The organism is Streptomyces sp. NPDC104309 (genome assembly GCF_055584025.1).
In genome coordinates, this window is record NZ_JBVJMV010000018.1 from 32335 (window position 1) to 54570 (window position 22236).

The 22236-nt window shown below is 70.0% G+C and carries 24 protein-coding genes; 10 read left to right on the plus strand and 14 right to left on the minus strand.

The genetic code is table 11. The features are described from left to right. Positions 1-184: 184 nt before the first annotated feature. The 9 genes from pstS to ACZ68L_RS25255 form a co-directional block, all read right to left on the minus strand. Positions 185-1321, minus strand: a complete 1137-nt coding sequence (pstS, locus tag ACZ68L_RS25215; RefSeq protein ID WP_469580493.1) for a phosphate ABC transporter substrate-binding protein PstS — start codon at positions 1319-1321, stop codon at positions 185-187. A 338-nt stretch (positions 1322-1659) separates the two neighbouring features. Next, positions 1660-2094, minus strand: coding sequence for an NUDIX hydrolase (locus tag ACZ68L_RS25220; protein WP_469580495.1), 435 nt, complete (start codon positions 2092-2094; stop codon positions 1660-1662). Further along, a complete protein-coding gene (locus ACZ68L_RS25225) occupies positions 2091-3086 on the minus strand; it encodes a CHAD domain-containing protein (protein ID WP_469580498.1) in 996 nt (331 codons plus the stop codon). Before ACZ68L_RS25225 ends, ACZ68L_RS25220 begins: the two co-directional genes overlap by 4 nt. Beyond that, a complete protein-coding gene (locus ACZ68L_RS25230) occupies positions 3073-5328 on the minus strand; it encodes an RNA degradosome polyphosphate kinase (protein WP_469580500.1) in 2256 nt (751 codons plus the stop codon). Before ACZ68L_RS25230 ends, ACZ68L_RS25225 begins: the two co-directional genes overlap by 14 nt. Positions 5329-5606: 278 nt before the next feature. Further along, the gene (locus tag ACZ68L_RS25235; protein WP_469580502.1) at positions 5607-6572 is read right to left on the minus strand and encodes a hypothetical protein; all 966 of its coding nucleotides are present in this window, start codon (positions 6570-6572) and stop codon (positions 5607-5609) included. Then, the gene (locus ACZ68L_RS25240; RefSeq protein ID WP_469580505.1) at positions 6569-7465 is read right to left on the minus strand and encodes an ABC transporter ATP-binding protein; all 897 of its coding nucleotides are present in this window, start codon (positions 7463-7465) and stop codon (positions 6569-6571) included. Before ACZ68L_RS25240 ends, ACZ68L_RS25235 begins: the two co-directional genes overlap by 4 nt. Continuing rightward, positions 7462-7872, minus strand: coding sequence for a GntR family transcriptional regulator (locus tag ACZ68L_RS25245; RefSeq protein ID WP_469580508.1), 411 nt, complete (start codon positions 7870-7872; stop codon positions 7462-7464). The genes ACZ68L_RS25240 and ACZ68L_RS25245 overlap by 4 nt, the downstream gene beginning before the upstream one ends. An 89-nt stretch (positions 7873-7961) precedes the next feature. Beyond that, positions 7962-8885, minus strand: a complete 924-nt coding sequence (gene mshD, locus ACZ68L_RS25250; protein WP_469580509.1) for a mycothiol synthase — start codon at positions 8883-8885, stop codon at positions 7962-7964. A gap of 68 nt (positions 8886-8953) precedes the next feature. Next, positions 8954-10024 (minus strand): PDDEXK nuclease domain-containing protein, encoded by a 1071-nt coding sequence (locus ACZ68L_RS25255; protein ID WP_469580512.1) that lies wholly within the window; start codon positions 10022-10024, stop codon positions 8954-8956. 221 nt (positions 10025-10245) lie between these two features. On the opposite strand from ACZ68L_RS25255, the gene ACZ68L_RS25260 reads away from it, so the two are divergent. Then, on the plus strand, positions 10246-12087 hold the full coding sequence (locus ACZ68L_RS25260; protein ID WP_469580515.1) for a bifunctional metallophosphatase/5'-nucleotidase: 1842 nt from the start codon (positions 10246-10248) through the stop codon (positions 12085-12087). A gap of 71 nt (positions 12088-12158) precedes the next feature. Here the strand turns inward: ACZ68L_RS25260 and ACZ68L_RS25265 are convergent, their stop codons facing one another. Next, the gene (locus ACZ68L_RS25265) at positions 12159-12617 is read right to left on the minus strand and encodes an ATP-binding protein (RefSeq protein ID WP_469580518.1); all 459 of its coding nucleotides are present in this window, start codon (positions 12615-12617) and stop codon (positions 12159-12161) included. Between the two features lie 243 nt (positions 12618-12860). Here ACZ68L_RS25265 and ACZ68L_RS25270 point away from each other — a divergent pair, with 243 nt between their 5' ends. The 5 genes from ACZ68L_RS25270 (at position 12861) to ACZ68L_RS25290 (ending at position 15367) form a co-directional block, all read left to right on the plus strand. After that, positions 12861-13712: a helix-turn-helix domain-containing protein gene (locus ACZ68L_RS25270; RefSeq protein WP_469580520.1), complete on the plus strand. Its 852-nt coding sequence runs from the start codon at positions 12861-12863 to the stop codon at positions 13710-13712. Between the two features lie 13 nt (positions 13713-13725). Beyond that, positions 13726-13920 carry a DUF397 domain-containing protein gene (locus tag ACZ68L_RS25275; protein ID WP_467751344.1) on the plus strand — a complete coding sequence of 65 codons (195 nt, stop codon included), beginning with the start codon at positions 13726-13728 and terminating at the stop codon, positions 13918-13920. Positions 13921-14077: 157 nt separating this feature from the next. After that, the gene (locus tag ACZ68L_RS25280; RefSeq protein ID WP_469580861.1) at positions 14078-14272 is read left to right on the plus strand and encodes a DUF397 domain-containing protein; all 195 of its coding nucleotides are present in this window, start codon (positions 14078-14080) and stop codon (positions 14270-14272) included. Between the two features lie 331 nt (positions 14273-14603). Beyond that, complete coding sequence (locus ACZ68L_RS25285) at positions 14604-14975, plus strand: hypothetical protein (protein ID WP_469580522.1); 372 nt, start codon at positions 14604-14606, stop codon at positions 14973-14975. Continuing rightward, positions 14972-15367, plus strand: a complete 396-nt coding sequence (locus ACZ68L_RS25290; protein ID WP_469580525.1) for a GNAT family N-acetyltransferase — start codon at positions 14972-14974, stop codon at positions 15365-15367. Before ACZ68L_RS25285 ends, ACZ68L_RS25290 begins: the two co-directional genes overlap by 4 nt. On the opposite strand, the gene ACZ68L_RS25295 is transcribed toward ACZ68L_RS25290, so the two are convergent. Together ACZ68L_RS25295 and ACZ68L_RS25300 are read right to left on the minus strand one after the other, a co-directional pair. Beyond that, positions 15368-16369: a hypothetical protein gene (locus ACZ68L_RS25295; RefSeq protein WP_469580527.1), complete on the minus strand. Its 1002-nt coding sequence runs from the start codon at positions 16367-16369 to the stop codon at positions 15368-15370. Between the two features lie 89 nt (positions 16370-16458). Continuing rightward, positions 16459-16926 (minus strand): peptidase inhibitor family I36 protein, encoded by a 468-nt coding sequence (locus tag ACZ68L_RS25300; protein WP_469580530.1) that lies wholly within the window; start codon positions 16924-16926, stop codon positions 16459-16461. Positions 16927-17212: 286 nt separating this feature from the next. On the opposite strand from ACZ68L_RS25300, the gene ACZ68L_RS25305 reads away from it, so the two are divergent. The 4 genes from ACZ68L_RS25305 to ACZ68L_RS25320 all read left to right on the plus strand — a co-directional run bounded on the left by ACZ68L_RS25305 (position 17213) and on the right by ACZ68L_RS25320 (position 20031). Further along, a complete protein-coding gene (locus tag ACZ68L_RS25305; RefSeq protein ID WP_469580533.1) occupies positions 17213-18178 on the plus strand; it encodes an ArsR/SmtB family transcription factor in 966 nt (321 codons plus the stop codon). A gap of 99 nt (positions 18179-18277) precedes the next feature. Next, on the plus strand, positions 18278-19171 hold the full coding sequence (locus ACZ68L_RS25310; RefSeq protein WP_469580536.1) for a phosphatidylinositol-specific phospholipase C: 894 nt from the start codon (positions 18278-18280) through the stop codon (positions 19169-19171). 74 nt (positions 19172-19245) lie between these two features. After that, positions 19246-19692 (plus strand): helix-turn-helix domain-containing protein, encoded by a 447-nt coding sequence (locus tag ACZ68L_RS25315; RefSeq protein ID WP_469580539.1) that lies wholly within the window; start codon positions 19246-19248, stop codon positions 19690-19692. Positions 19693-19725: 33 nt separating this feature from the next. Continuing rightward, positions 19726-20031, plus strand: a complete 306-nt coding sequence (locus ACZ68L_RS25320) for a VapC50 family PIN domain-containing toxin (protein ID WP_469580542.1) — start codon at positions 19726-19728, stop codon at positions 20029-20031. 11 nt (positions 20032-20042) lie between these two features. On the opposite strand, the gene ACZ68L_RS25325 is transcribed toward ACZ68L_RS25320, so the two are convergent. Together ACZ68L_RS25325 and ACZ68L_RS25330 are read right to left on the minus strand one after the other, a co-directional pair. Then, positions 20043-21470 (minus strand): HAMP domain-containing sensor histidine kinase, encoded by a 1428-nt coding sequence (locus ACZ68L_RS25325; RefSeq protein WP_469580545.1) that lies wholly within the window; start codon positions 21468-21470, stop codon positions 20043-20045. Next, complete coding sequence (locus ACZ68L_RS25330; RefSeq protein WP_469580548.1) at positions 21467-22198, minus strand: response regulator transcription factor; 732 nt, start codon at positions 22196-22198, stop codon at positions 21467-21469. Before ACZ68L_RS25330 ends, ACZ68L_RS25325 begins: the two co-directional genes overlap by 4 nt. Positions 22199-22236 lie beyond the last annotated feature (38 nt).

Here is a 22236-nt window from a genome sequence, read left to right on the forward strand (position 1 = left end):
AGCGGAGTGGCTCCCCTGGCGGCGGTGCACCGGATGGGTGGTGGCGGGCCGGTCCGGAGGGGTGCACCGGACCGGCCTGCCGTGTGTTGCTGACGTTGCTACTGGTGTTGCTGGTGGTGCTTGCGTGCGTGAGGCTGTGCCTCGGCCGGGCGCCTGGGTCGGGCGCCTGGGTCGGGCGCCTCGGTTACGAGAGGGAGCCGATGGTCTCGCGGACCTTGGCGTTGATCTCGGCCGGGATCGGCGCGTAGCCGGCGTCGGTGAGGAGCTTCTGGCCCTCGTCACCGGCGGTGTAGTTCAGGAAGGACTTGACCGTGGGCAGGGTCTCGGCCTTGTTGCCCTTGTCGCAGACGACCTCGTAGGTCACCAGGACGATCGGGTAGGCGCCGTCGGCCTTGGTGGTGTAGTCGAGGTCGAGCGCCAGGTCCTTGCCGGTGCCCTTGATCTTGGCGGCGGCGATGGCCTTGGAGGCGTTCTCCGGGGTCGCCTTGACGGGGGCGGAGCCACCGGTGGCGATGTCGACGGTGGGGATCGACTGCGAGGTGGCGTAGCTGAGCTCGAAGTAGCCGATCGCGCCGTCGACCTGCTTCACCTGAGCCGCGACATCGGAGGAGCCGGACGCGGCCTGGCCACCGGGGGCCTGCCACTTCTTCTCGGCCTCGTACTTCCAGTCGCTCGGGGCGGCTGCGCCCAGGTACTTGCCGAGGTTCTGGGTGGTGCCGGAGTCGTCGGAGCGGTGGAAGGCCTGGATGGCCTTGTCCGGAAGCTTCGCGCCCTTGTTGAGCTTGGCGATCGCCGGGTCGTTCCACTTCTTGATCTTGCTGTCGAAGATCTTGGCGAGGGTGGGGGCGTCCAGCGTGAGGCTGTCGACGCCTTCCAGGTGGAAGCCGATGGCGATCGGGCCGCCGACCATCGGGAGGTTGATGCCCTGGCCGCCCTTGCAGACCTTCTTCGAGTCGGCGACCTCTTCGGGCTTCAGCGCCGAGTCGGAACCGGCGAAGCCGACCGTGCCACTGTTGAAGGCGATGATGCCGTCACCGGAGGAGGACGACTTGTAGTTGACCTCGACGCCCGAGCAGCCGGCCATGTAGTTCTTGACCCAGAGGTCCATGGCGTTCTTCTGCGCACTGGAGCCGGAGGCGAGCAGCTGGCCCTTGGCGTCGTCGCACTTGATGTTCGACGCGGCGTTCGTCTTGCCGCCGTTGCCGCCGGTGGACCCGCCGCTGTTGTTGTCCGAACCGCACGCCGTGAGGACCAGGGCGCCGGAGACGGCGAGGGCACCGAGCGCGGTTGCACGAAGCCGGTTCTTGCGCTGAAGCTTCACTTTTCGGGTGTTCCTTCCAGGAGCCGCCGAGGTCTTGTTCGTTCTACGACGGCGTGCGATGTGGTGGGTGCTCCGGCGTTGCGCCGCGCACCGTGCACAGCCGAAGTTAGGCAGAACAGGTGAAGCCGTTTACGGGGGTGGGTGAACGGAAGGTGAACCGTGTCGGGCGGCGCGGTTCCACAGCGCCGGGTGCGAGGGCGCGGGTCCGTGTCCTCGATCTCCCCCGTGGCCGCAAGGGCAGTGCCGTCGCTTTTGCGCGCACTGGCCTCAAGGGTGTGGGGAGACCCTCTCGACGGGCTTGAATTCGTTGCCCCGGTCCGAGGAGGGCGGTTCCGTCCTCAATCGCCGGAGGGGCTTGAGCGGGTGCTCGGCAGGCCGGCGAGCAGGGCGTCCAGCACGTCCCGGTCGTGGGACCGGGTGAGGCGGGTGCGGGCCGCCGCCGGGGAGAGCCAGCTCACCCGGTCGACCTCGGCGTTGGGTATGAAGGAGCCACCGGTCGCCTCGGCCGCCCAGTAGGCGACCTCCTTGGGACGCCCGTTCGCGAGGTACCGGACCGTGGGGAGCGCTGCACCCGGTGCGCACTGGTGGCCGGTCTCCTCCAGGACCTCGCGCAGGGCGCCGTCCAGCGCGGACTCGCCGCGCTTCAGCTTGCCCTTGGGGTGCGACCAGTCGTCGTATCTGGGCCGGTGGACCAGACAGATCTCCAGCTCGCCGGAGCGCTCCGACCGGCGCCACAGCACGCATCCCGCGGCCAGTACGGTCGTATTGCTCACGGTGCGCTCACCGCCGCGGTGGCACACGGCCAGCTCTCCCGGAACACACTGCGCGCCGCTTCCACCTCGTGCCGCTGATCGGCGTGGAGCACCCCCAGGGCGTACGCGGTGGCGGGCGCGATCCGGGGGGTGCGGGCCGCCGACGCCGCCGCGGCCGCCGCCTCCGCCGCGTCCCGGTGCAGGTCGAGCGCGTGCCCCGGCGCGGCCAGGGCCGGATCGGGGGCGCCCCGCATCACCTCGCGGGCGTACCGGTGCAGCCGCAGCAGCAGCCGGGTCCGGTGCCAGGGCGCGTCCTGCGCCTCGTTGTACGGCTCGACCGCCTCGTCCGACGGGAGGGCGGCCACCGCGCCGAGCAGCTGTTGTTCGGCCCGGTCGGCGGGCCCGTGCAGCATCTCCTCGGCCGGTGCGGTGGCCGTTGTGGCGAGCGGGACCTCGGAGGCGAGCAGCGCGACGGCGTCGGCCACCGCGTGGAAGCGGGAGGAGCCGAGCGCCTGGAGAGCCGCGGAGTGGGCGCGGGTCCGGGCGAGGGTCAGCTGCCGTTCCAGCAGCGCGCCGGCGCGGGCCGCGCCGACACCGAGGGCCGCGCGCTCCTTGCTGTCGGAGCCGGAGTCGGTTCCCGTACGGGCGGCGGGCAGCGCGGTGCCGGACAGGGCGTGCAGCGCTTCGAGGAGCCGGTTCAGCCGGGTCGCGTAGGCGTGTTCCCGGGCCAGGGTGCCCGAGAGCCAGGCCAGTTCGGTGCGCAGTTGCTCGGCCCAGGCCGTGTCCAGCGCCGCCCGGAAGGTGTGCAGCGTGCCGCCGATCCGCCGGGACGAGCGGCGCAGCGCGCCGGCGGCCTCCTCGGCGGCGTGGCTCCCGGCACCCGTGGGGGCGCTGTTCTCGCGGTGCAGGCGCAGGCTGCGCAGGAATTCGGCGGCCTGTTCCTGCAGGTAGGGCGCGAGCACCGCCCCTGCCGTAAGGTCCGCCTGCGTCGTCTGGTGGTCATGGCGTCGCACGCCGGCGCCTCCGGGCGTCAATGAGCATTTCCTGTACGTGCCGCAGCGGCTGGCCGTCCGCGTCCGTGGCGTGCCGGGTCCAGTTGCCGTCGGAACCGAGGTGCCAGGAGGAGGTGGTGTCGGCCATGCCGGTCTCCAGGAGCCGGCTGAGGGCGGCGCGATGGGCGGGGTCGGTGACCCGGACCAGTGCTTCGATCCGGCGGTCGAGGTTGCGGTGCATCATGTCGGCGCTGCCGAGCCACACTTCGGGTTCGCCGCCGTTGCCGAAGGAGAAGACCCGGGAGTGTTCGAGGAAGCGGCCCAGTATCGAGCGGACCCGGATGTTCTCGGAGAGACCGGCGACGCCGGGGCGGATCGCGCAGATGCCGCGCACCCAGATGTCCACCGGCACGCCCGCCGCCGCGGCCCGGTAGCAGGCGTCGATGATCGCCTCGTCGACCATCGAGTTGACCTTGATACGGACGTAGGCGGTCCGCCCGGCCCGCTGGTGCGTGATCTCCTGGTTGATCCGGCTTATCAGCCCGTCGCGCAGGGACCTCGGGGCGACCAGGAGACGGCGGTAGGTCTCGCGGCGGGAGTAGCCGGAGAGCCGGTTGAAGAGGTCCGAGAGGTCCGCGCCGACCTGCGGGTCGGCGGTCAGCAGCCCGAGGTCCTCGTACAGCCTGGCGGTCTTGGGGTGGTAGTTGCCGGTGCCGACGTGAGAGTAGCGGCGCAGCGTGTCGCCCTCCTCGCGGACGACGAGCGAGAGCTTGCAGTGGGTCTTGAGACCGACGAGCCCGTAGACGACATGGCAGCCGGACTCCTCCAGCTTGCGCGCCCACTTGATGTTGGCCTGCTCGTCGAAGCGGGCCTTGATCTCGACGAGCACGAGGACCTGCTTGCCGGACTCGGCGGCGTCGATGAGGGCGTCCACTATCGGTGAGTCGCCCGAAGTCCGGTACAGGGTCTGCTTGATGGCCAGGACGTCGGGATCGCTCGCGGCCTGTTCCAGGAACGCCTGTACGGAGGTGGAGAACGAGTCGTACGGATGGTGCAGGAGCACGTCGCGTTCGCGCAGGGCGGCGAAGATGTCGGGCGCGGAGGCGGATTCGACCTCGGCGAGATCGCGGTGCGTCCCCGCGATGAATTTAGGGAACTTTAGCTCCGGCCGGTCCAGGGAAGCGATGCCGAAGAGCCCGGTGAGGTCGAGCGGTCCGGGCAGCGGGTAGACCTCGGCGTCGGACACCTTCAGCTCGCGGACGAGCAGGTCCAGCACGTACGGGTCGATGGACTCCTCGACCTCCAGGCGGACCGGCGGGCCGAAGCGGCGCCGCATGAGCTCCTTCTCCAGGGCCTTGAGGAGGTTCTCGGCGTCGTCCTCCTCGACTTCCAGGTCCTCGTTCCTGGTGACCCGGAACATGTGGTGGGCGAGGACCTCCATGCCCGGGAAGAGCTCTTCGAGGTGGGCGGCGATGACGTCCTCTATGGGCACGTACCGCTGCGGCGACGCCTCCAGGAAGCGGGTCAGCAGCGGCGGCACCTTGACCCGGGCGAAGTGGCGGTGGCCGCTGACCGGGTTGCGCACGACGACGGCCAGGTTGAGCGAGAGACCGGAGATGTACGGGAAGGGGTGCGCCGGGTCGACGGCCAGCGGGGTCAGCACGGGGAAGACGCGCTGCCGGAAGAAGGTGAACAGGCGGGCCTGTTCCTTCTCGGTCAGCTCGGGCCAGCGGATCAGCTGTATGCCCTCGTCGGACAGGGCGGGGGCGACGTCCTGCTGGTAGCAGGCGGCGTGCCGGGCCATGAGTTCGCGCGAGCGGGTCCAGATCAGGTCGAGGACCTCGCGGGGCTGGAGGCCGGAGGCGGAGCGGGTGGCCACACCGGTGGCGATGCGGCGCTTCAGCCCGGCCACCCGGACCATGAAGAACTCGTCCAGGTTCGAGGCGAAAATGGCGAGGAAATTAGCCCGTTCGAGAAGGGGGGTCGCCGGGTCCTCGGCCAGTTCGAGCACCCGTTCGTTGAACGCGAGCCAACTGCGCTCCCGGTCCAGGAAACGCCCGTGGGGCAGCTCGTCGCCGTCGACATCGGGTTCGTACGCGTCGACGTCGGCGTCGAGGTCGGGATCGAGGTCGGCCCGGGTCGACAGCGCGGCGCCGTTGGACGCCGACGAGGCCACGGCATGCGGCCGGTGCGCGGCGAGCGAGCTCACCGACGGCTGCACGGTGGGCTGGACCGGGACCTCGGAGCTGGGCTGCTGGCTCATGACCCCATTCTTCCGCGTCAGGGGCTCCGAGGGCGCGCCGGAGGGGGTTGAGATCGCGTTAAACGCACGGTTCGTGTGGTTCGCGCGGTCTCCGCCGGGATTTCTCCCGTGGTGGGGGGTCGGCACGGCTGGCTGCATCCTGAGAGGGTCGCAAGCTCTTCTGAATGGCTGGTAACGGCGACATGACGTGCAGGAAGCGGTGTGCCGTGGGCGGGCCGGTGGAGCACGCCGTGTCCGGGGCCCGCGAGGGGCCCCGGACACGGCGTGCGGACGCGGTCTCAGCCGTGGAGGCGGCGCAGAACCCGGAAGGCGAGGGCGACGGCGAGCGCGGCCAGCACGAGCAGGATGCCGGTCTCGACGAGCTGGAGCGGCCAGAAGTGCGAGGCGGGGTGGTAGTCGGCGAAGTCGGTGACGCCCCCGAGTCTGCGCATGCAGGCGGCGGGCTCGACCATCGCCTCGGCGTCGCAGTCCGCCCAGTGAACCGCCCGGCCGGAGGCGGTGAGCATGCCCGAGTCGATCCACCAGGGATGGCCGCCCGGCTGGTGGTCCTTGAGGATCCTGGTCGTCGGCCAGAGATCGGCGCGCACGGAGTTCATGACCACCATCAGTGCGCCGTATCCGATCACCGTCACGACCATCGCGGAGACGGTGCTCCGCAGCAGCAGCCCGGCGAGCGCGCCGAGGGCGAGCATGAGGAGGGCGTAGCCGACGGGGACGGTGCCCATCGCGCCGTAGGCGTCCCGTTCGTACCAGTCCACCGGGTAGTGCGTCTCGGTTCCGCGCGACCAGACCCAGGCGGAGACGGCGGACAGTACGGAGACCCCGGCCAGGGTCAGCACGGTGGGCACGGCGAGCTTGGCGGCGAGCCAGCGCGCGGGCGACACCGACTGGGACCAGGACAGCTTGTACATGCCGCTCTCCAGCTCCCGTCCGATCAGCGGGCCTGCGACGAATATGCCGATGAACGCGGGCAGGAGCATCATCACCAGGTTCGCGTAACCGACGGTGCGGCTGAGGCGGAGTTCGGTGTCGAGGAAGTGGCGGACGGTGTCGCCGCATCCCCGGACCGTCTTCTCCGCCGAGCAGTCGGTGCCCGCGAACGTGTCGGAGACGGAGGCCGTCCACAGGGCGGTGGCGACCACGGCGGCGATCCCCGCGAGTGCGAGGCCCCCGACGATCCACAGGGTGCGGCGGTGCTGGCGTACGACGACCCGGGCCGGGCCGAGCAGACCGACGGTGCTCATACGGCCGCCACCTCCTTGCCGGCCTCGGCGCTCGGCGTCAGCAGGGCGGGTGCCTGCGGGGACCGCAGATGTGCCAGCAGCAGCTCCTCCAGCGAGGGCTCCGCGGTCTCCCAGACCGAGGCGTCCACGGGGCCCTGCCGCCGCACCAGCGTGGTCTGCAGCCGCCCCGCGGTGCGGGACTCGACGACGGTGTGCGGTGCGGTGTCCCGTACCGGGCCGGTGAGCAGGGCGTGCGCGGCGAGCAGATCGTCCGTCTCGCCACCGAGGCGGACCCGGCCGCCGTCGACGAGCAGGAGGTAGTCGCAGGCGCCCTCCAGCTCGGTGAGGATGTGGGAGGACATCACGATGGTGGTGGAGTGCTCGGCTGCCTCGGCCATCAGGGCGCCCATCAGCTGATGGCGGGCGAGCGGGTCGAGGTCGGCCATCGGCTCGTCCAGCAGGAGCAGTTCGGGCCGCTTGCCGAGCGCGAGGGCCAGGGCGAGCCGGGTGCGCTGGCCGCCGGAGAGCTGACGGACCCGGGCGCCGCGCGGGAGCTCCCCGGCGATCCGTTCGGCGGTGTCCTGGTCCCATGTCCCGGGGTTCAGCTCGGCTCCTGCCCAGAGGGTCTCGGCGACCGTCAACTGCGGGTACAGCGGCTTGTCCTGGGCCACGAAGGCCATCCGGGCCCGCACCTCGCCGGGCGCCCCGTCCAGCACCCGTACCGTCCCCTCCGCGGGGCGCAGGAATCCGGCCGCCAGGGCGAGCAGGGTGGACTTTCCCGCGCCGTTGGGGCCGACGAGGGCGCACACGCGCCCGGTGGGCAGCCGGAACGAACAGTCGCGCAGCGCCCAGCCCCCGCCCCTGCCCCGGTACTTCATGCCGAGGCCGATGGCCTCGATCGCAGCGCCTGTCATCCGGCCTGATCCCCCTCGAAAGTCTTGTCCAGTACGGCGGTGAAGAGCGCGCTCACGTCGTCCTTCTCCAGCCCGGCCGTGCGGGCCCGGCGGACCCAGTCGGCGAGTTCGGCGCGCAGCGGCGCGTCGTCGGCGGCCGCCACGCCGCCGAGGGTCCGGGTGACGAAGGTGCCGAGACCGCGCCGGGCCTCGACGAGGCCCTCGCGCTCCAGCTCCCGGTAGGCCTTGAGCACGGTGTTCGGGTTGATGGCGGTGGCCTCGACGACCTCCCGCGCGGTGGGCAGCCGGTCGCCGGGCTCCAGCAGACCGAGGCGCAGAGCCTGCTTGGTCTGCTGGACGATCTGGAGGTACGTGGCGATGCCGCTGCGCCGGTCGATGCGGTACTCGACCGCTGCGGATTCTGCCATGCTCACCCTTTCACTAATTAAGTAGTGAAAGGGTGGCGTAAGAAGGGGGCGGCGTCAAGTGACACCGCCCCCTGCCCGAGCCGTGGCCCTCAGGACTCCGTGCGGTACATCAGGTCCACCTCGTGCGTCGCGAAGCCCATCCGTTCGTAGACGGCCAGGGCCGCCTTGTTGTCCGCGTCGACGTAGAGCATCGCGGTCGGAAGCCCCTCGGCGGCCAGATGGCGCAGCCCGATCGCGGTGAGCGCCTTGCCGAGCCCGCCGCCCTGCGCGTCGGGCCGGATGCCGACGACGTACACCTCGCCGAGGTGCTCCTCGGCGTGCACCTTCGTCCAGTGGAAGCCGATCAGCTCGCCGTCGCGCTCGGCCAGGAAGAACCCCTTCGGGTCGAACCAGGGCTCCGCCTTGCGGTCGTCCAGGTCGCGCTGGGTCAGTGAGCCCTGTTCGGGGTGGTGGGCGAAGGCGGCGCGGTTCACCGCGAGCCAGGCGGCGTCGTCCTCGCCGGGCACGAAGGTGCGGATGGTGACACCGGGCGGCAGCACCGGCTCGGCGATGTCCAGCGGGCTCAACGGGCGGCGCAGCTGGCGCAGTTCGCGGAAGAGGGAGAGGCCGAGGACCTGTGCGAGATGCCGGGCCGCGGACTTCCCGCCGTGCGCCCACACCCGCAGCCGCTTCCCGGTCACGGCGAGCAGCGCCGCGCCCAGCGCCCGTCCGTGTCCCTGTCCGCGGTAGGCCGGGTGCACGACCAGTTCGGCGGCGGGTGCCTCGACGGGGTCGGTGTCCTCCAGCTGCGCATACCCGACCAGGACCGACCCGCTGGTCAGCAGCAGATGCCGCACGCCCTCGCGCCGACCGCCCCGCAGCTGCAGCCGCCCCTGCTCGGACACGGCCTGCCTGCCGTCGGACCGGGCCGCCTCGGCGAGCAGGCCGGACACGGCGTCCGCCTGTTCGGGGGAGAGCGCGTCGAGCGTCTGGATCTCACGTCCGGGGGCGGGGAGAGGTACGTCAGTCGTCATGTGTACGAGCGTACGGGGGTGGGGCGGGCGTCGGGGCGGTGCGCGGGTGCTTCGGGGCGCTTCAGGACTCAGGCCGCTCCCTGCGGCGTGTTCAGTACGTCGTCGGCGATGCGGGAAAGATCTTCGGCGCTGGGCAGCAGTTCGCGAACGCGGTCGGGCAGACCGGCGTAGGTGCTGACGGCCAGCGGCTGGTTGTAACCGCGCAACGCGTACTCGACCATCGACCGGTCACGGCTCTCGGCGATGAGAATGCCGATGGTGGGCCCGTCGAACTCCTTGTCCCGCACCAGATCGTCGACCACCGACACATAGAACCCGAGCTGCCCGAAGTGCTCGGGGTGGGCTTTTCGGGTCTTCAGTTCCAGCACGACGTAGCAGTGCAGCTTGCAGTGGTAGAAGAGCAGGTCGATGCGGTATTCGCTGTCGCCCACGACCACGGGGTACTGGCGCCCCACGAAGGCGAAGCCCACACCCAGCTCGGTGAGGAACCCGATGAGATGGGCGACGAGGGCGTCCTCCAGATCCCGCTCCGTGTGCCGGCCGCCCAGTTCGGTGAAGTCGAGCCGGTACGGGTCCTTGATGATCTCCTTCGCGGCCTCGGACCGCTCGGGGATGACGGCGTCGAAGTTGTTGATCGCGGCCGCGTGGGAGAGATGCAGGGCATGGTGGATCGCCGAGGTCAGATCGTCCCGGGACCAGCCGTTGCGAACAGCGTGCTGAATGTAAAAGTCAAGCTCGGGGCGGGTCTTGCACTTGTCCATGAGGACTTGGAGGTGGGCCCAGGGCAATTGTCCAGCGGCCTGCTGGACAATTGGCTCAGGCCAGAGCCGGGCCATCTTCAGCATGTAGTGCAGACTGCTGCGGGAGAATCCCCGCTGGTTCGGGAACTCGGTGCGCAGCTCTGTCGCGATGCGTCCCACAACCTTGGTGCCCCACTTCTCCTCCCGCTGACGCGCCAGGATCGTCCGCCCGATCTCCCAGTACATCTGGAGCATCTCGGTGTTGACCTTCAGCTGGGCCCGCACATGCGCACCGCGCACGATCGACTTCAGGTCATCGATCATCTCGTGGAAGCCCGACGGCGGTTCGAACGCGCGCTGGCCAGGTACGACGGCCTTGGATTCCGGTTCGTTGTCCATGGCGTACAGGCTTGCGCCGCACATACGTGCCGGGACGTTTCTGCCCGCATATGTGAGCCATACGAGTGACGTGCGGCCATTTGTGGCCATTCCGACCGCATGGCAACCAGTTCGTAACCCCGCACACCTGTCGCGCTACGCGCGTTGACCCTAGGCTGCGGCACGAAGTCTCCAGACTCGTCAACACCCTCACACCTCCCGCTGAACTCACAAGGGGACCGATGTCAGCGACACCACAGAAGAACCGCGCGCCCCGGCGGGTGCTCGCCGCCGCGGCCGGGCTCGCCACCGTCGGCGCGCTCGTCGCCGCGATGCCGGCCGGCGCCCAGGACCTCGGCCATGGCGATGACCAAGGCCACCACAAGCCGGCCCGTACCGTCGACGTACAGCTGCTGTCCTTCAACGACCTGCACGGAAACCTGGAGCCGCCGGCCGGCTCGGCGGGCACGGTCACCGAGACGCAGGCCGACGGCACGACGAAGGCGATTCCGGCCGGTGGCGTCGAGTACCTCGCGTCCTCGCTCCGTACCGCGCGCAAGGGACACCCGTACTCGATCACCGCGGCCGGTGGCGACATGGTGGGCGCGAGCCCGCTGCTGTCCGGTCTCTTCCACGACGAGCCGACCATCGAGGCGCTCAACAAGATCGACCTCGACGTGACGGCCGTCGGCAACCACGAGTTCGACGAGGGCGCCGTTGAGCTGGCCCGCCTCCAGAACGGTGGCTGCCACCCGGTCGAGGGGTGCTACGAGAAGGGCAAGAAGTTCAAGGGTGCCGACTTCCCGTACCTCGCCGCCAACGTGACGAACGAGAAGACCGGCAAGCCGATCCTCAAGCCGTACACGGTGTGGAAGAAGAACGGCGTCAAGATCGGCTTCATCGGGGTGACCCTGGAGGGCACGCCGAACATCGTCACGGCCAACGGCGTCAAGGGCCTCAAGTTCCACAACGAGGTCGAGACGATCAACAAGTACGCCGCCGAGCTGGACCGGCAGGGCGTCAAGTCCATCGTCGCGCTGATCCACGAGGGCGGGGCGCCGGCCTCCGCCTCGTACAACTACGACTGCGACAGCTCCGGCGCCGGTGACGGCATCTCCGGGCCGATCGTCGACATCGCCAAGGGCATCACGCCCAAGGTCGACGCGCTGGTCACCGGCCACACCCACCAGGCGTACGTCTGTAATATCCCGGACCCGGCGGGCAACCCGCGCATGGTCACCTCGGCGGCGTCGTTCGGCAAGCTCTACACCGACACGACCCTCACGTACGACCTCCGTACCAAGGACATCGTCCGTACGTCGGTGAAGTCGGCCAGTGCCTCGAACCCGAAGTCGGTCAACCACGTCGTCAGCCGGGACCAGCCCAAGGCCAACGACATGACAGCCCTGATCGCCCGCTGGAACGTCCTCGCGGCGCCCATCGCCAACAAGCCGCAGGGTTACATCACCGCCGACATCAACGGCCGCGGCTCCACGGACCCCGAGAAGCCGCTCGGCAACCTGATCGCGGACGCCCAGCTGGAGGGCCTGGCCCCGGCGGACAAGGGCGGGGCGGTCGTCGCCTTCATGAACCCGGGCGGTATCCGCGCGGACCTGGTCTACAAGGCGACCGGCAGTGAGGGCGACGGGGTGGTGACGTACGGCGAGTCCTTCACCGTGCAGCCGTTCACCAACATGATGAACGTCGTCGACCTGACCGGAGCCCAGCTGATCAGCGCGCTCCAGCAGCAGGTCAGCGGCTCCAACGAGGCCAGCCCGAAGATCCTTCAGGTGTCCAAGGGCCTCACCTACACCCTGGACATGACGAAGACGGGCGCGGCCCGCGTGGTCACCGACACCATCAAGCTGAACGGTGCGGCGATCGACCCGGCGAAGACCTACCGCGTCGCCATGAACGAGTTCCTGGCGGGCGGCGGCGACGGCTTCGCGGCACTCGGCCAGGGCACCAACAAGCTCGTCGGTGCCTCGGACCTGGACCTCTTCAACGCCTACCTGGCGGCCCACTCGACGGCCGCCGCGCCGCTGGCCCCGCCGGCGACGGACCGGATCACGGTCATCCAGTAGTAACTCCCGTACGCGGGTGAGTGGGGCGGTGGGCCGGCGGGCCCACCGCCCCTTCCGCGTTCCCGGACGGTTCAGGGCGCCGACCCGGCTCGGGCGAGCGTGAACCAGACCGCCTTCCGGTACGGGAAGCAGCCGCCCAGCACGGTCATCCCCCAATCGAGCGCCAGCTGTTCCACGAGCAACAGGCCGTGCCCACCCTCCTGTTCGCGCACTTCACGGAAGGCCGGTGGTTCGGGCAGGGCCCAGTGGTCGTCGTCCGCGACGGAGACGGTGACCTGTTTGCGCTGGACGGTCACGCGGACCCGGATCAGGGACGTACGCGTGTGGCGGTGGGCGTTGGTGACGACTTCCGTGACACACAGGCGCGCGTCGTCGACCAGATCGCAGTGTCTGCTGACGGTCAGCAGCGACGCGATGAAGTCACGTGAGAGTTTCGCGGCGCTGGACGTGTTCGGCAGGGCGAGCCGGTAGAGCTCGCCGCCCTGTGGGCCCGGGGGCGCGGGGTGGGCGGTTGCGTGGACGTGGGTCATGTCGTTCTCCCAACGCGGTGCGGTGCGAACGGTCGCGCTGCTCGTCGTCCGTGGCATTGGCCGTACATGGACGTGCTTCAACACGCCTTTGTGCGGCTGCACTTCGGGTGTTCCGGCGTGCGGCGCGTGGTGTGGTGACCATAACCGATACGCCTCACGCGTTGGACGCATCTGTGTAATGTCATGAACGACGTGCACCTCGATGGGTAACGAGCCACACTGGCCCGGGGAGAGGAGAGGCCGATGCCATCAAGGAAGGCGCCCACGGCGCGCCAGCGCCGACTGGGTGCTGAGATGCGCAAGATGCGGGAGCGCATGGGGCTTTCGCTCACGGAAGCGGGTGCGATGCTCAGCACGGACCGCACCACGGTGAGCAACATCGAATCCGGGCGGTTCGGTGTCAGTGCCGAGCGGGTTCGCGCGTGGTCCGCTCACTACGGGTGCTCGGACGTGGCCTATGTCGATGCGCTCGCGGAGATGGCACGGGAGCGCATAAGCGGATGGTGGGAGGACTACCGGGGCGAACTCGTCAGCGGTGCCCTCGATCTGGCTGAGCTGGAGCATCACGCCACCGGATTCCGGTCGGTCGAGATCATGCACATTCCAGGGCTGCTTCAGACCGAGCACTACGCGCGGGCCGTGTTCACGGAGACCGTCCCGCCGCCCAGCCCGACGCGTCAACGGCGCCTGCTTTCCCACAGGTTGAAGCGCCGGGACGTACTCGATCGGGCGGACCAGCCTCGTTGCGTGTTCCTGATCCACGAGGCCGCGCTGCGGATGACCTACGGCGGCTCCGTCGTCGCGCGCAGCCAACTCGAACACCTGCTGGAGCAGTCGGACCGGGACAATGTCACCATCCGTGCGATCCCGTTCGCGGCCGGTGGTTTCCCGCACGCAAGCAGTTCGGCACACTATCTCTACGGTCCCGTGCCGCAGCTCGACACTGTGCAGACGGACACCGCGACCGGTTCGAGGTTCCTGGATGCCGAAACAAGCCTCGAAAACTGGCGGGTTGCGCTGGACCGGACCGAAGAGCGTTCGCTCGACCCGGAGAAGACGCGGGACTTCATTCGCACCATCGCACTACAAGTATGAAGGCGTGAGAACAATAGAAATCCAGTGGAGAAAGTCATCGAAGTCATCGAATGCCGAGGGCAATAACTGCCTTGAGCTGGCCGAGCACGGTGGCGAGATTCTGCTCCGTGAGAGCGACAACCCGGACGTGGTCATCCGTACGACGCGTGCCAAACTCCGTGCCTTCCTCGGTGGCGCGAAGGAAGGCGAGTTCGACGATCTGGCCTGAGACGTCGCACCGCTGGGATTCGGGTTCGTCGATGCCGAGGTGCGGCTCCAGGGCTTTCGTCCGGTGCTCGACCGGGCGGACGGGTAATCGCTCGATTCGCAGAGTTCGAGAGACTTCATCAAGAAATCCGCAGAACAAATGTGAAGGCGTGAGGATGATGAAAACTCAGTGGCGAAAGTCATCCAAGTCGGCCGACGCCGAGGGCGACAACTGCCTTGAGCTGGCCGAGCATGGTGGCGAGATTCTGCTCCGTGAGAGCGACAACCCGGACGTGGTCATCCGTACGACGCGTGCCAAACTCCGTGCCTTCCTCGGTGGCGCGAAGGAAGGCGAGTTCGACGATCTGGCCTGACCTCCAGTGCTCACGTTCCGGGCGGTTCCCATCGGCGCAGATGGGGCCGCCCGTTGCGTATGCGGGTGACTTGGCCTGGCCGGTCGAGCCGCACACGTCGACTATCTGAACCTCACTCGTTAGACGTCAAACGCTTGAAACGGTCTCGCGTAAAACGCTAGCTTCGAGTGGCGCCTCCAGTTGGCCACCACTTCGGTGTGTCGCGCCTGGAGTGCGCAACTCCGTTCGAATCTGCGCCAGTTGAATGGGGTTTCGAAGGCCGCCCCGCGCCTGCCGCTCGTCACGCCGGCCGCAGGCGCGGGACGGTCCGATGCGGCATCGGGAGGCATCCGTGCGCGAGCAGCAACCCACACCGCCCGCACCGCGTGTGTTCTGGTGCGAGCGGGTCACCTACCGCACGATGGAGGCGGACGAGATCGCCGAGGTGTCCCGGCACATGGCTCTCGACCCCGCCGAGGCAATCCGCTTCATCCGCCTGAACGTACGGGCGCTGGCCGCCGAACTGCCGCCGTTCGAACGCCACCGGGCGCTGAGCTGGGTCGACGGCGGTGGATGCGTCGGCGCCATCGGCGCGCTCCATCGCGGCGAACCCTGCGGCCTCTCGCTGAGCCACCGCGACGCCTGGATCGAATGGACCGTCCGCCCTCAGCTCTCCTGCCCTGCCGACGGCGTGGCCGACGCGGCACCTACGATCGGGGCGTGACCATCACGTACGAGTGGCGGGGCGACTTCGGCAACGCCTCCCTCGACGCACTGCACGCCGAGGGCTTCGGCCACCCGGTCGCCGGTAGCGACTGGCGGGCCCGGGTCGAGCGGCACAGCCTGGGCTGGGTCTGCGCGTGGGAGGACGGCGGGCTGATCGGCTTCGTCAACGTCGCCTGGGACGGCGGAGCCCATGCCTTCCTCCTGGACACGGTCGTCGCCGGGCACGGCCGGGGGAGAGGAGTCGGCGCCGCGCTCGTGGCGAAGGGGGCCGAGGGGGCCCGTGCCGCGCGGTGCGAGTGGCTGCACGTCGACTTCGAGGCACACCTGCGGCCGTTCTACTTCGACGCCTGCGGCTTCGAGGAGACGTCGGCCGGGCTGATCGCTCTCTGATCACAAGGGCGACGGGGCATGGTCGTACCTGCGCATCAGGCCGGGGAGCCGTTCGGACTCGGTGGCCTTGTGGGTACGGACCTCCGCCAGCTCCTGCGGGTGTGCGGCGATGGCGGCGTTCTCGTACTCCGCCTCGACGGCGAAGTTCACGCCCAGCAGGTTGGTCCGCAGCTTGCAGGAGATGTCGGCCGTGGCGACGGCGATCTCCGCGCGGCTCGGCCGGGCGCTGCGCAGGTCCCAGCGGGGGTCTTCGAGAGCCGTGTCGGGATCGCGGTAGTCGAACCCCTCGCCCCGCATGCAGGAGGACCACGTCCGGTTCACCGCCGCGACCCGGGGGTCCGAGCGCGAGCGCTCGAACGCCTCGTGGCGCAGCCGGGCGACGAGGTCGTTGCCTCGTTGCACCGCCTCCGCCTCGTCGACGTGCACGGTTCGTTCGGCCTGTCCCGTGCATCCGTTGAACGGAACCCGCTTGCCGCGTACGGGTGTTGTCGAGGCCCGGCCATCCGCCGCACGTCCCGACAGCACCTCAAGCTCCGGCGGAGAGAGGGCGGTCGCGACCTGCGGAGCACGAGCCCCGCCGGAATCGTCGCCGAGGTGGTACCCGCGTTCGGCGGCGACGGCCCGCTCGCTGATCCCGTACCGGCGCGACTCGTATGCGCGCCACGTCGCGACGGTGGTTCCGATGTAGTCGGTGGACAGATGGGGCAGGTACCGGAATCCGAATCCGCGCATGCAGCGCTGTTGCGCGCGGTAGACGAGGTATTCGCTGGTGGCCTGTTCCTCGGGGGTGGGGAGGTAGGCGTTCAGCGGCAGCCGGAGGTTCGCGGTGGTGGTCGGGGTGGGCGTCGCCACGGGCCGGAGCGCGGCGGGTGGCCGCGCCGGTTCGCCGCCGCACCCGGAGACGAGGAGCGAGGCGGTCAGCGCGCCGGCGGACAGGGCGGTGAGCCACGCCGTACGACGCCGGAAGCCGGCCCATTCCGTGTTCATGAGTGGTTCTGCCATGAGTGACTCTCCGCTCTCTCGGGGCCCGGCGAGGCTGGAAGCCCCGCCCGCACCGGGAGGCGCGGGCGGGGCGGTCGTGCGGGTCCGGCTCAGGTGCAGCTGTCCACTCGGATCGAGGCGTTGTTGTTGCGCAGGCCGTGCGTACCGGTGGTCAGATTGCCCGCGTGCCCGGCGTGGAGCCAGTTCGCGTCCCCCTTGAAGCCGGGGGAGTAGAAGACGGCGACGTGGCAGTTGGTGGTGTTGTTGCCCATGGAGGCGGCGTTGTTGCGCACCACCTGCCCGGCGCCCGCCGAGCCCGTCCCGTGGTTGGCGAACTTGTTGCCCGACAGGTCCGAGTCCGACGTCCCGGCCGGCGTCCAGCTCGCGCCGGTGAGGTTGGGGCTGTAGTAGAGGCACATGTAGGTGCCGCAGGGCTGCCAGAACGACGACCAGGTGTCGATGTTCGTCGATGTCGCACCGGCCGTCGGTGCGAGCCCGAGGGCTGCGGCACTGAACGCGGCCACGGCGGTGGCCGCCAGGCCCGTCCGCTTAAGGGAGAAGGTCCGTAACGGGTTCATCTGTGACTCCTGTGATTCTCGTGTGTGTGGACGGGCTGCCGGACACTCGGCTCCCGCAGCCGCCTGGACGGCTGCGGGAGCCCACCCCCGTCGGTCCGGGCCCGGCCCGGTGCGAGCGGTTCGCACGGGGCCGAATTGGTGCTTCCGCCCGAGGAGGGCCGGGGCCACCCTCGAATGCGGTGCGTGTCCCATGGTCGGGACCGGGCCGGAGGACGGCGATCTGTTCGGCTCTGGCCGAACCGTGGGCGGCACCGGGGGAGGCCCGGCGCCGGAACAAGGGGGACGGATGCTCAGTGTGCGATTCACGCCCGAGGACCTGTTGGGGGTGACGTTCGCGACCGGGCCGGCGCCGCTGATGGAGCTGGTCCTGGTGGCCGCGATGGCCCAGCGGGAGGTCTCGCCGGTCTTCGGACGGTGGCAGCGCACGGTCCGGGCGGGCTTTCCGCGCGAGGCGCGCCGACTCCTGGAACTGGTGCCGCCCACGGCGACGGGCCCGATGTTCCTCGACCCGCTGAGCCACGGGCTGGAGGACGGTCTCGACGTGGTCCTGTCGGCTCCCGCCGACAGCGTCCGCGCGGAACTGGGACGGGTCTGCCGGACGAGCCGTCCGGTCACCCCATGGATCCGCGGGCTGGCGGACCGGGACAGGGACGCATGGCAGGACCTGGAACAGGCCCTGCGGTCGGCGTACGCGGGAGTCGTGGCCCCGTCCTGGAGCCGGGTCCGGTCGGGATTCGACGCCGAACGCGCCTGGCGCACCCGCTACCTCGCCGAGCACGGAATCCGTGCCACGCTGGCCGGCCTCGTCCCCGGTGGGCACTGGCGGGGAACGACCCTGGTCTTCGACTGCCTGAAGCACGGCGAGGTCGCCCTGACCGGACACGGCCTCGTTCTGCTGCCGTCCCTCGTGTGGGACGGCCCGCCTCTGGTGGCCGTGCACGACGACGCCCCGAGCATCCTCATCTACCCGGCCCTGACCCCGCTGCCCCTGCTCGGCCCGCGCGACGACGGCGATCCCCTGAGCGCCCTGCTGGGCCGTACCCGGGCGGCGGCCCTCGGCCTGCTCACCCAGCAGCTCACCACCACGGACATCGCCCGGGAGCTGGACATCAGTAAATCCTCGGCCTCCGAACACGCCAAGGCCCTCCGGGACGCGCGTCTGATCGTCACGCAGCGCGAGGGCAAGGCGGTCTGGCATTCCTGCACCCCATTGGGTCTGGACCTGCTGACCGGCTCCGCCGCAGCCCCGTGACGTGGGCCGTCCGCCCTGTTCCCGTACTGACGTGTACCCGTCATACTCTGACGGCTGAACCCCCACAGGCCCCCCACGGCAGACGGAGGCACTTCCCGCATGAGCCCGTACACCACCACTCGCCGGAACTTCCTGGCCGGCGCCCTCGCCGCCACCACCACGGTTCTCGTCGGCGCGGGGCCCGCCGTCGCCGGACCCCGTCGGGCCCTCACCACTCAGGACTGGATGAGCGGCATCCTCGACGCCACCGCGTTGCAACGCCTCACGATCCCCGGGTCGCACGACTCCGGCGCCCGCTACGGCGGCCCCTGGACCGAGTGCCAGAACACCACCGTCGCCGAGCAGCTGAACAGCGGCATCCGCTTCCTCGACGTGCGGTGCAGGGTCACCGGTGGCTCGTTCGCGATCCATCACGGGGCCTCGTACCAGAACCTGATGTTCGGCGATGTGCTGGGCGCCTGCTGGGACTTCCTGGCTGCCCACCCCACCGAGACCGTGCTGATGCGGGTCAAACAGGAGTACTCGGAGGAGAGCGACGCGACGTTCCGGGCGATCTTCGACGACTACCTCGACGGCAGGGGGTGGCGGCCGCTGTTCCGTATCGATCCGGCGCTGCCCGCTCTGGGTGAGGCGCGGGGCAAGGTCGTCCTGCTCGCCGACAACGGCGGGCTGCCCGGGGTCCGTTACGCCGACTCCGCGCTCTTCGACATCCAGGACGACTACATGGCGGAGCCGTTCGCCAAGTACCCGAAGATCGAGGCCCAGTTCCGCAAGGCCGCCCAGCAGCCCGGGAAGCTGTACATGAACTACGTCAGCACCGCCGCCCTGATGCCGCCGCGCTGGAACGCGGACCGGCTCAACCCGCAGGTGCAGTCGTTCCTGGACGGATCGGAGGCGACCGGCTGGACCGGGCTCGGCATCGTCCCGCTGGACTTCCCCGCCACCCGGTCCGGCCTGGTCGAGTCGCTGATCCGGCACAACCCCGGGGTCTGAGCCCTGACCGATGCAGCGCTTGCGTTTCTTTCGAATTGTGCGATGCTGGGTCTACTCTCAAAGGAGACAGAGCTATGCACGGCACTACTGAAGACCGCACGCTCCTGCCCGAGCACCGCGCGGAGATCGCTGAGCTCTGCGCCTTCCTGGACCGGACCCCGCAAGCGGCTGAGCCAGCCCTGCTGCGCGGCCCGGACGGCGCCACGCGCACCTTGCCCCCGGAGGTCTACGAGGCGCTCATGGTGGTGGTGCGGGCCCTGTCGGAGGGCAAGGCGGTGACCGTTGCCCCAGTGAACACCACGCTGACCACGCAAGAGGCTGCCGACCTCCTGGGAGTCAGCCGGCCGACGTTCGTCAAGATCCTTGATGAGGGCGGGATCCCCTTCTCACGGCCGGGAAGGCACCGCAGAGTGCTGCTGGCCGACGTTCTCGAGTACAAGGAGAAGAGGCGCTCGCAGCGGCGTAGAGGACTGGACGAACTGGTCAGGCTGACCGAGGATGCCGGTCTCTACGACAACTGATCAGCTGAATCCGCCCGAGCCGACTGGAGCGATGTGCAGCGCGTCGTCCCGGACCGACATGTGCTGGCGGCGGCGGTCCGGGGGCAGGCGCATGCCCTCGTCACGCTGAACGTGAAGGACTTCCCGGCCGGGGCGTCGGATCCGTACGAGATCGAGGTGATGCGCCCGGATGACTTTCTGCTGGACATGCTCGATCTCGCCCCGGTGGAGATGAACTCCGTCCTGCGCGCACAGGTGGGCTCCTACCGGCGGGAGCCCCGCGACCTGCACGGGCTGCTGGACAGGCTGGACGCGGGAGGCGCCCCGCAGTTCGCCGCCGAATTCCGGCGCCGTCTCTGACTCCTCCCCGCTCACAGCCCCGGCGGCGGCTGCGGAGCCCCCGGCAGCCGGATCGAGGCGATCGTGCCCGGACCGTCCGCCGCCGGGCGCAGAGCGACCTCGCCGCCCGCCTGCTGGACCGTGCGGGCGACGATCGACAGGCCGAGGCCCGAACCGGGGAGCTGGCGGGCGGACGGGGAGCGCCAGAAGCGTTCGAAGACGTGCGAGAGTTCGTCGGCGGGAACGCCGGGGCCGTGGTCCCGTACCGTCAGTTCGCCGTCGCGCAGGGCGATCTCGATCGTGCCGTGGGACGGGCTGAACTTGACCGCGTTGTCCAGGACGTTGACCACGGCCCGTTCCAGCGCGGCGGGCTCGGCGCGTACGTACCAGGGCGTCAGGTCCGCCCGGATCGTCAGCTCCGGACCGCGCAGACGGGCGCGCTCCAGGGCCGTGTCCGCGATGTCGTGCAGCGCGACGACCTGGAGCGGGCCGGGGTGCGCCGCGTCGGGACGGGCCAGCTCCTGAAGGTCGCCGATGAGCGAGGCCAGCTCGGTCATCTGGGCCTTCACCGACGTCATCAGGGCCCTGCGGTCGTCCGGCGGGATGGCCCGGCCGGTGTCGTCGCTGCGGGCGAGGAGTTCGATGTTGGTACGGAGGGACGTGAGCGGCGTCCGCAGCTCGTGGCCGGCGTCCGTGATCAGCTGGGCCTGGCGGTCGCGGGAGCTGGCGAGGGAGGCGGTCATCGAGTTGAAGGAGCTGGACAGCCGGGCGATCTCGTCCTCGCCCTCGACCGGGATGCGGACGGTGAGGTCCTCGGTCCGCGCGATGTGCTCGACCGCCTCGGTGAGTTCGTCGACGGGACGCAGACCGGTGCGGGCGACCCAGAGACCGGCCGCGCCGGCGCCGACGACACCGACGCCGGAGACGATCAGGAGGACCCAGGCGAGGGTGGACAGCGGGTCGTCGACCTCGCTCATCGGGCGGGCGACGGAGACCGCGAAGCTTCCCGGCAGCACCCCCGGGATCGGATTGCGGGGCTGGTACGCGTAGGTGTTCACGCGCATCTTCGTGCCGTTCTTGGCCCTGGCCGTGTGCAGGGCGTTGTCGCGCAGCCCGGCGGCCACGGCGATGTCGGCGGCGGTCACTCCGATCGGTGACGCCTCGGCGGCGGTGCAGGTGCTGCCGGACACGGTGACGAGCTGAACGGTGTACGCGCCTTCGAGCTGCGGTGCCGCCGCCTGTCCGGGGCGCGTGCAGGAGGTGAGCAGCTTCCCCACATAGTCGTCGCTGACCGAGACGTTGCGCAGCGAGGAGTCCAGCTGGTCGTCCAGCTGCGCCCGCGTCACGAACCAGCAGGCCGCCGCGACCGCCGCCACCGCGACCGCCACCGCCGTCGCCACCAGCAGCGCGAGCCGGGTCCGCAGGGGCAGGGCGCGCAGCCGGTGCAGGGTCCCGGTCATCCGTCACCGCCGCCGGAGCGGAGCGCGTAACCGACCCCCCGCACCGTGTGCACGAGCCGCGGTTCGCCGCCCGCCTCCGTCTTGCGGCGCAGGTACATCACGTACACGTCCAGGGAGTTGGAGCTCGGTTCGAAGTCGAAGCCCCACACCGCCTTGAGGATCTGCTCGCGGGTCAGCACCTGCCGCGGGTGCGCCAGGAACATCTCCAGCAGGGTGAACTCGGTACGGGTCAGCTCGACCCGCCGCGTGCCCCGGGTGACCTCGCGGGTGGCGAGGTTCATCCGCAGATCGGCGAAGGCCAGCACATTGTCGTCGGGGACGGCGCCGCCCGCCGCCGCCGCGTACGAGCTGCGGCGCAGCAGGGCCCGGATGCGGGCGAAGAGCTCGTCCAGCTCGAAGGGCTTGACCAGGTAGTCGTCGGCGCCCGCGTCGAGACCGGTGACCCGGTCGCCGACGGTGTCGCGGGCGGTGAGCATCAGGATGGGTGTGGTGGTGCCGGTGGAGCGGAGCCGCCGGGCCGCCGTCAGGCCGTCCATCCGCGGCATCTGGATGTCGAGGACGATGAGGTCGGGGGCGTACGAATCGGCCCTGGCGAGGGCGTCGAGACCATCGACGGCGACCTCGGTGCCGTACCCCTCGAACGCGAGGCTGCGCTGCAGCGCCTCACGTACGGCGGGCTCGTCGTCGACGATCAGGATGCGCTGCGGATCGTCTTCGGCGGGGCTCATCGCTCGTTGTCCTCTTCTCGTTCCGTGCCTGTCGGGCT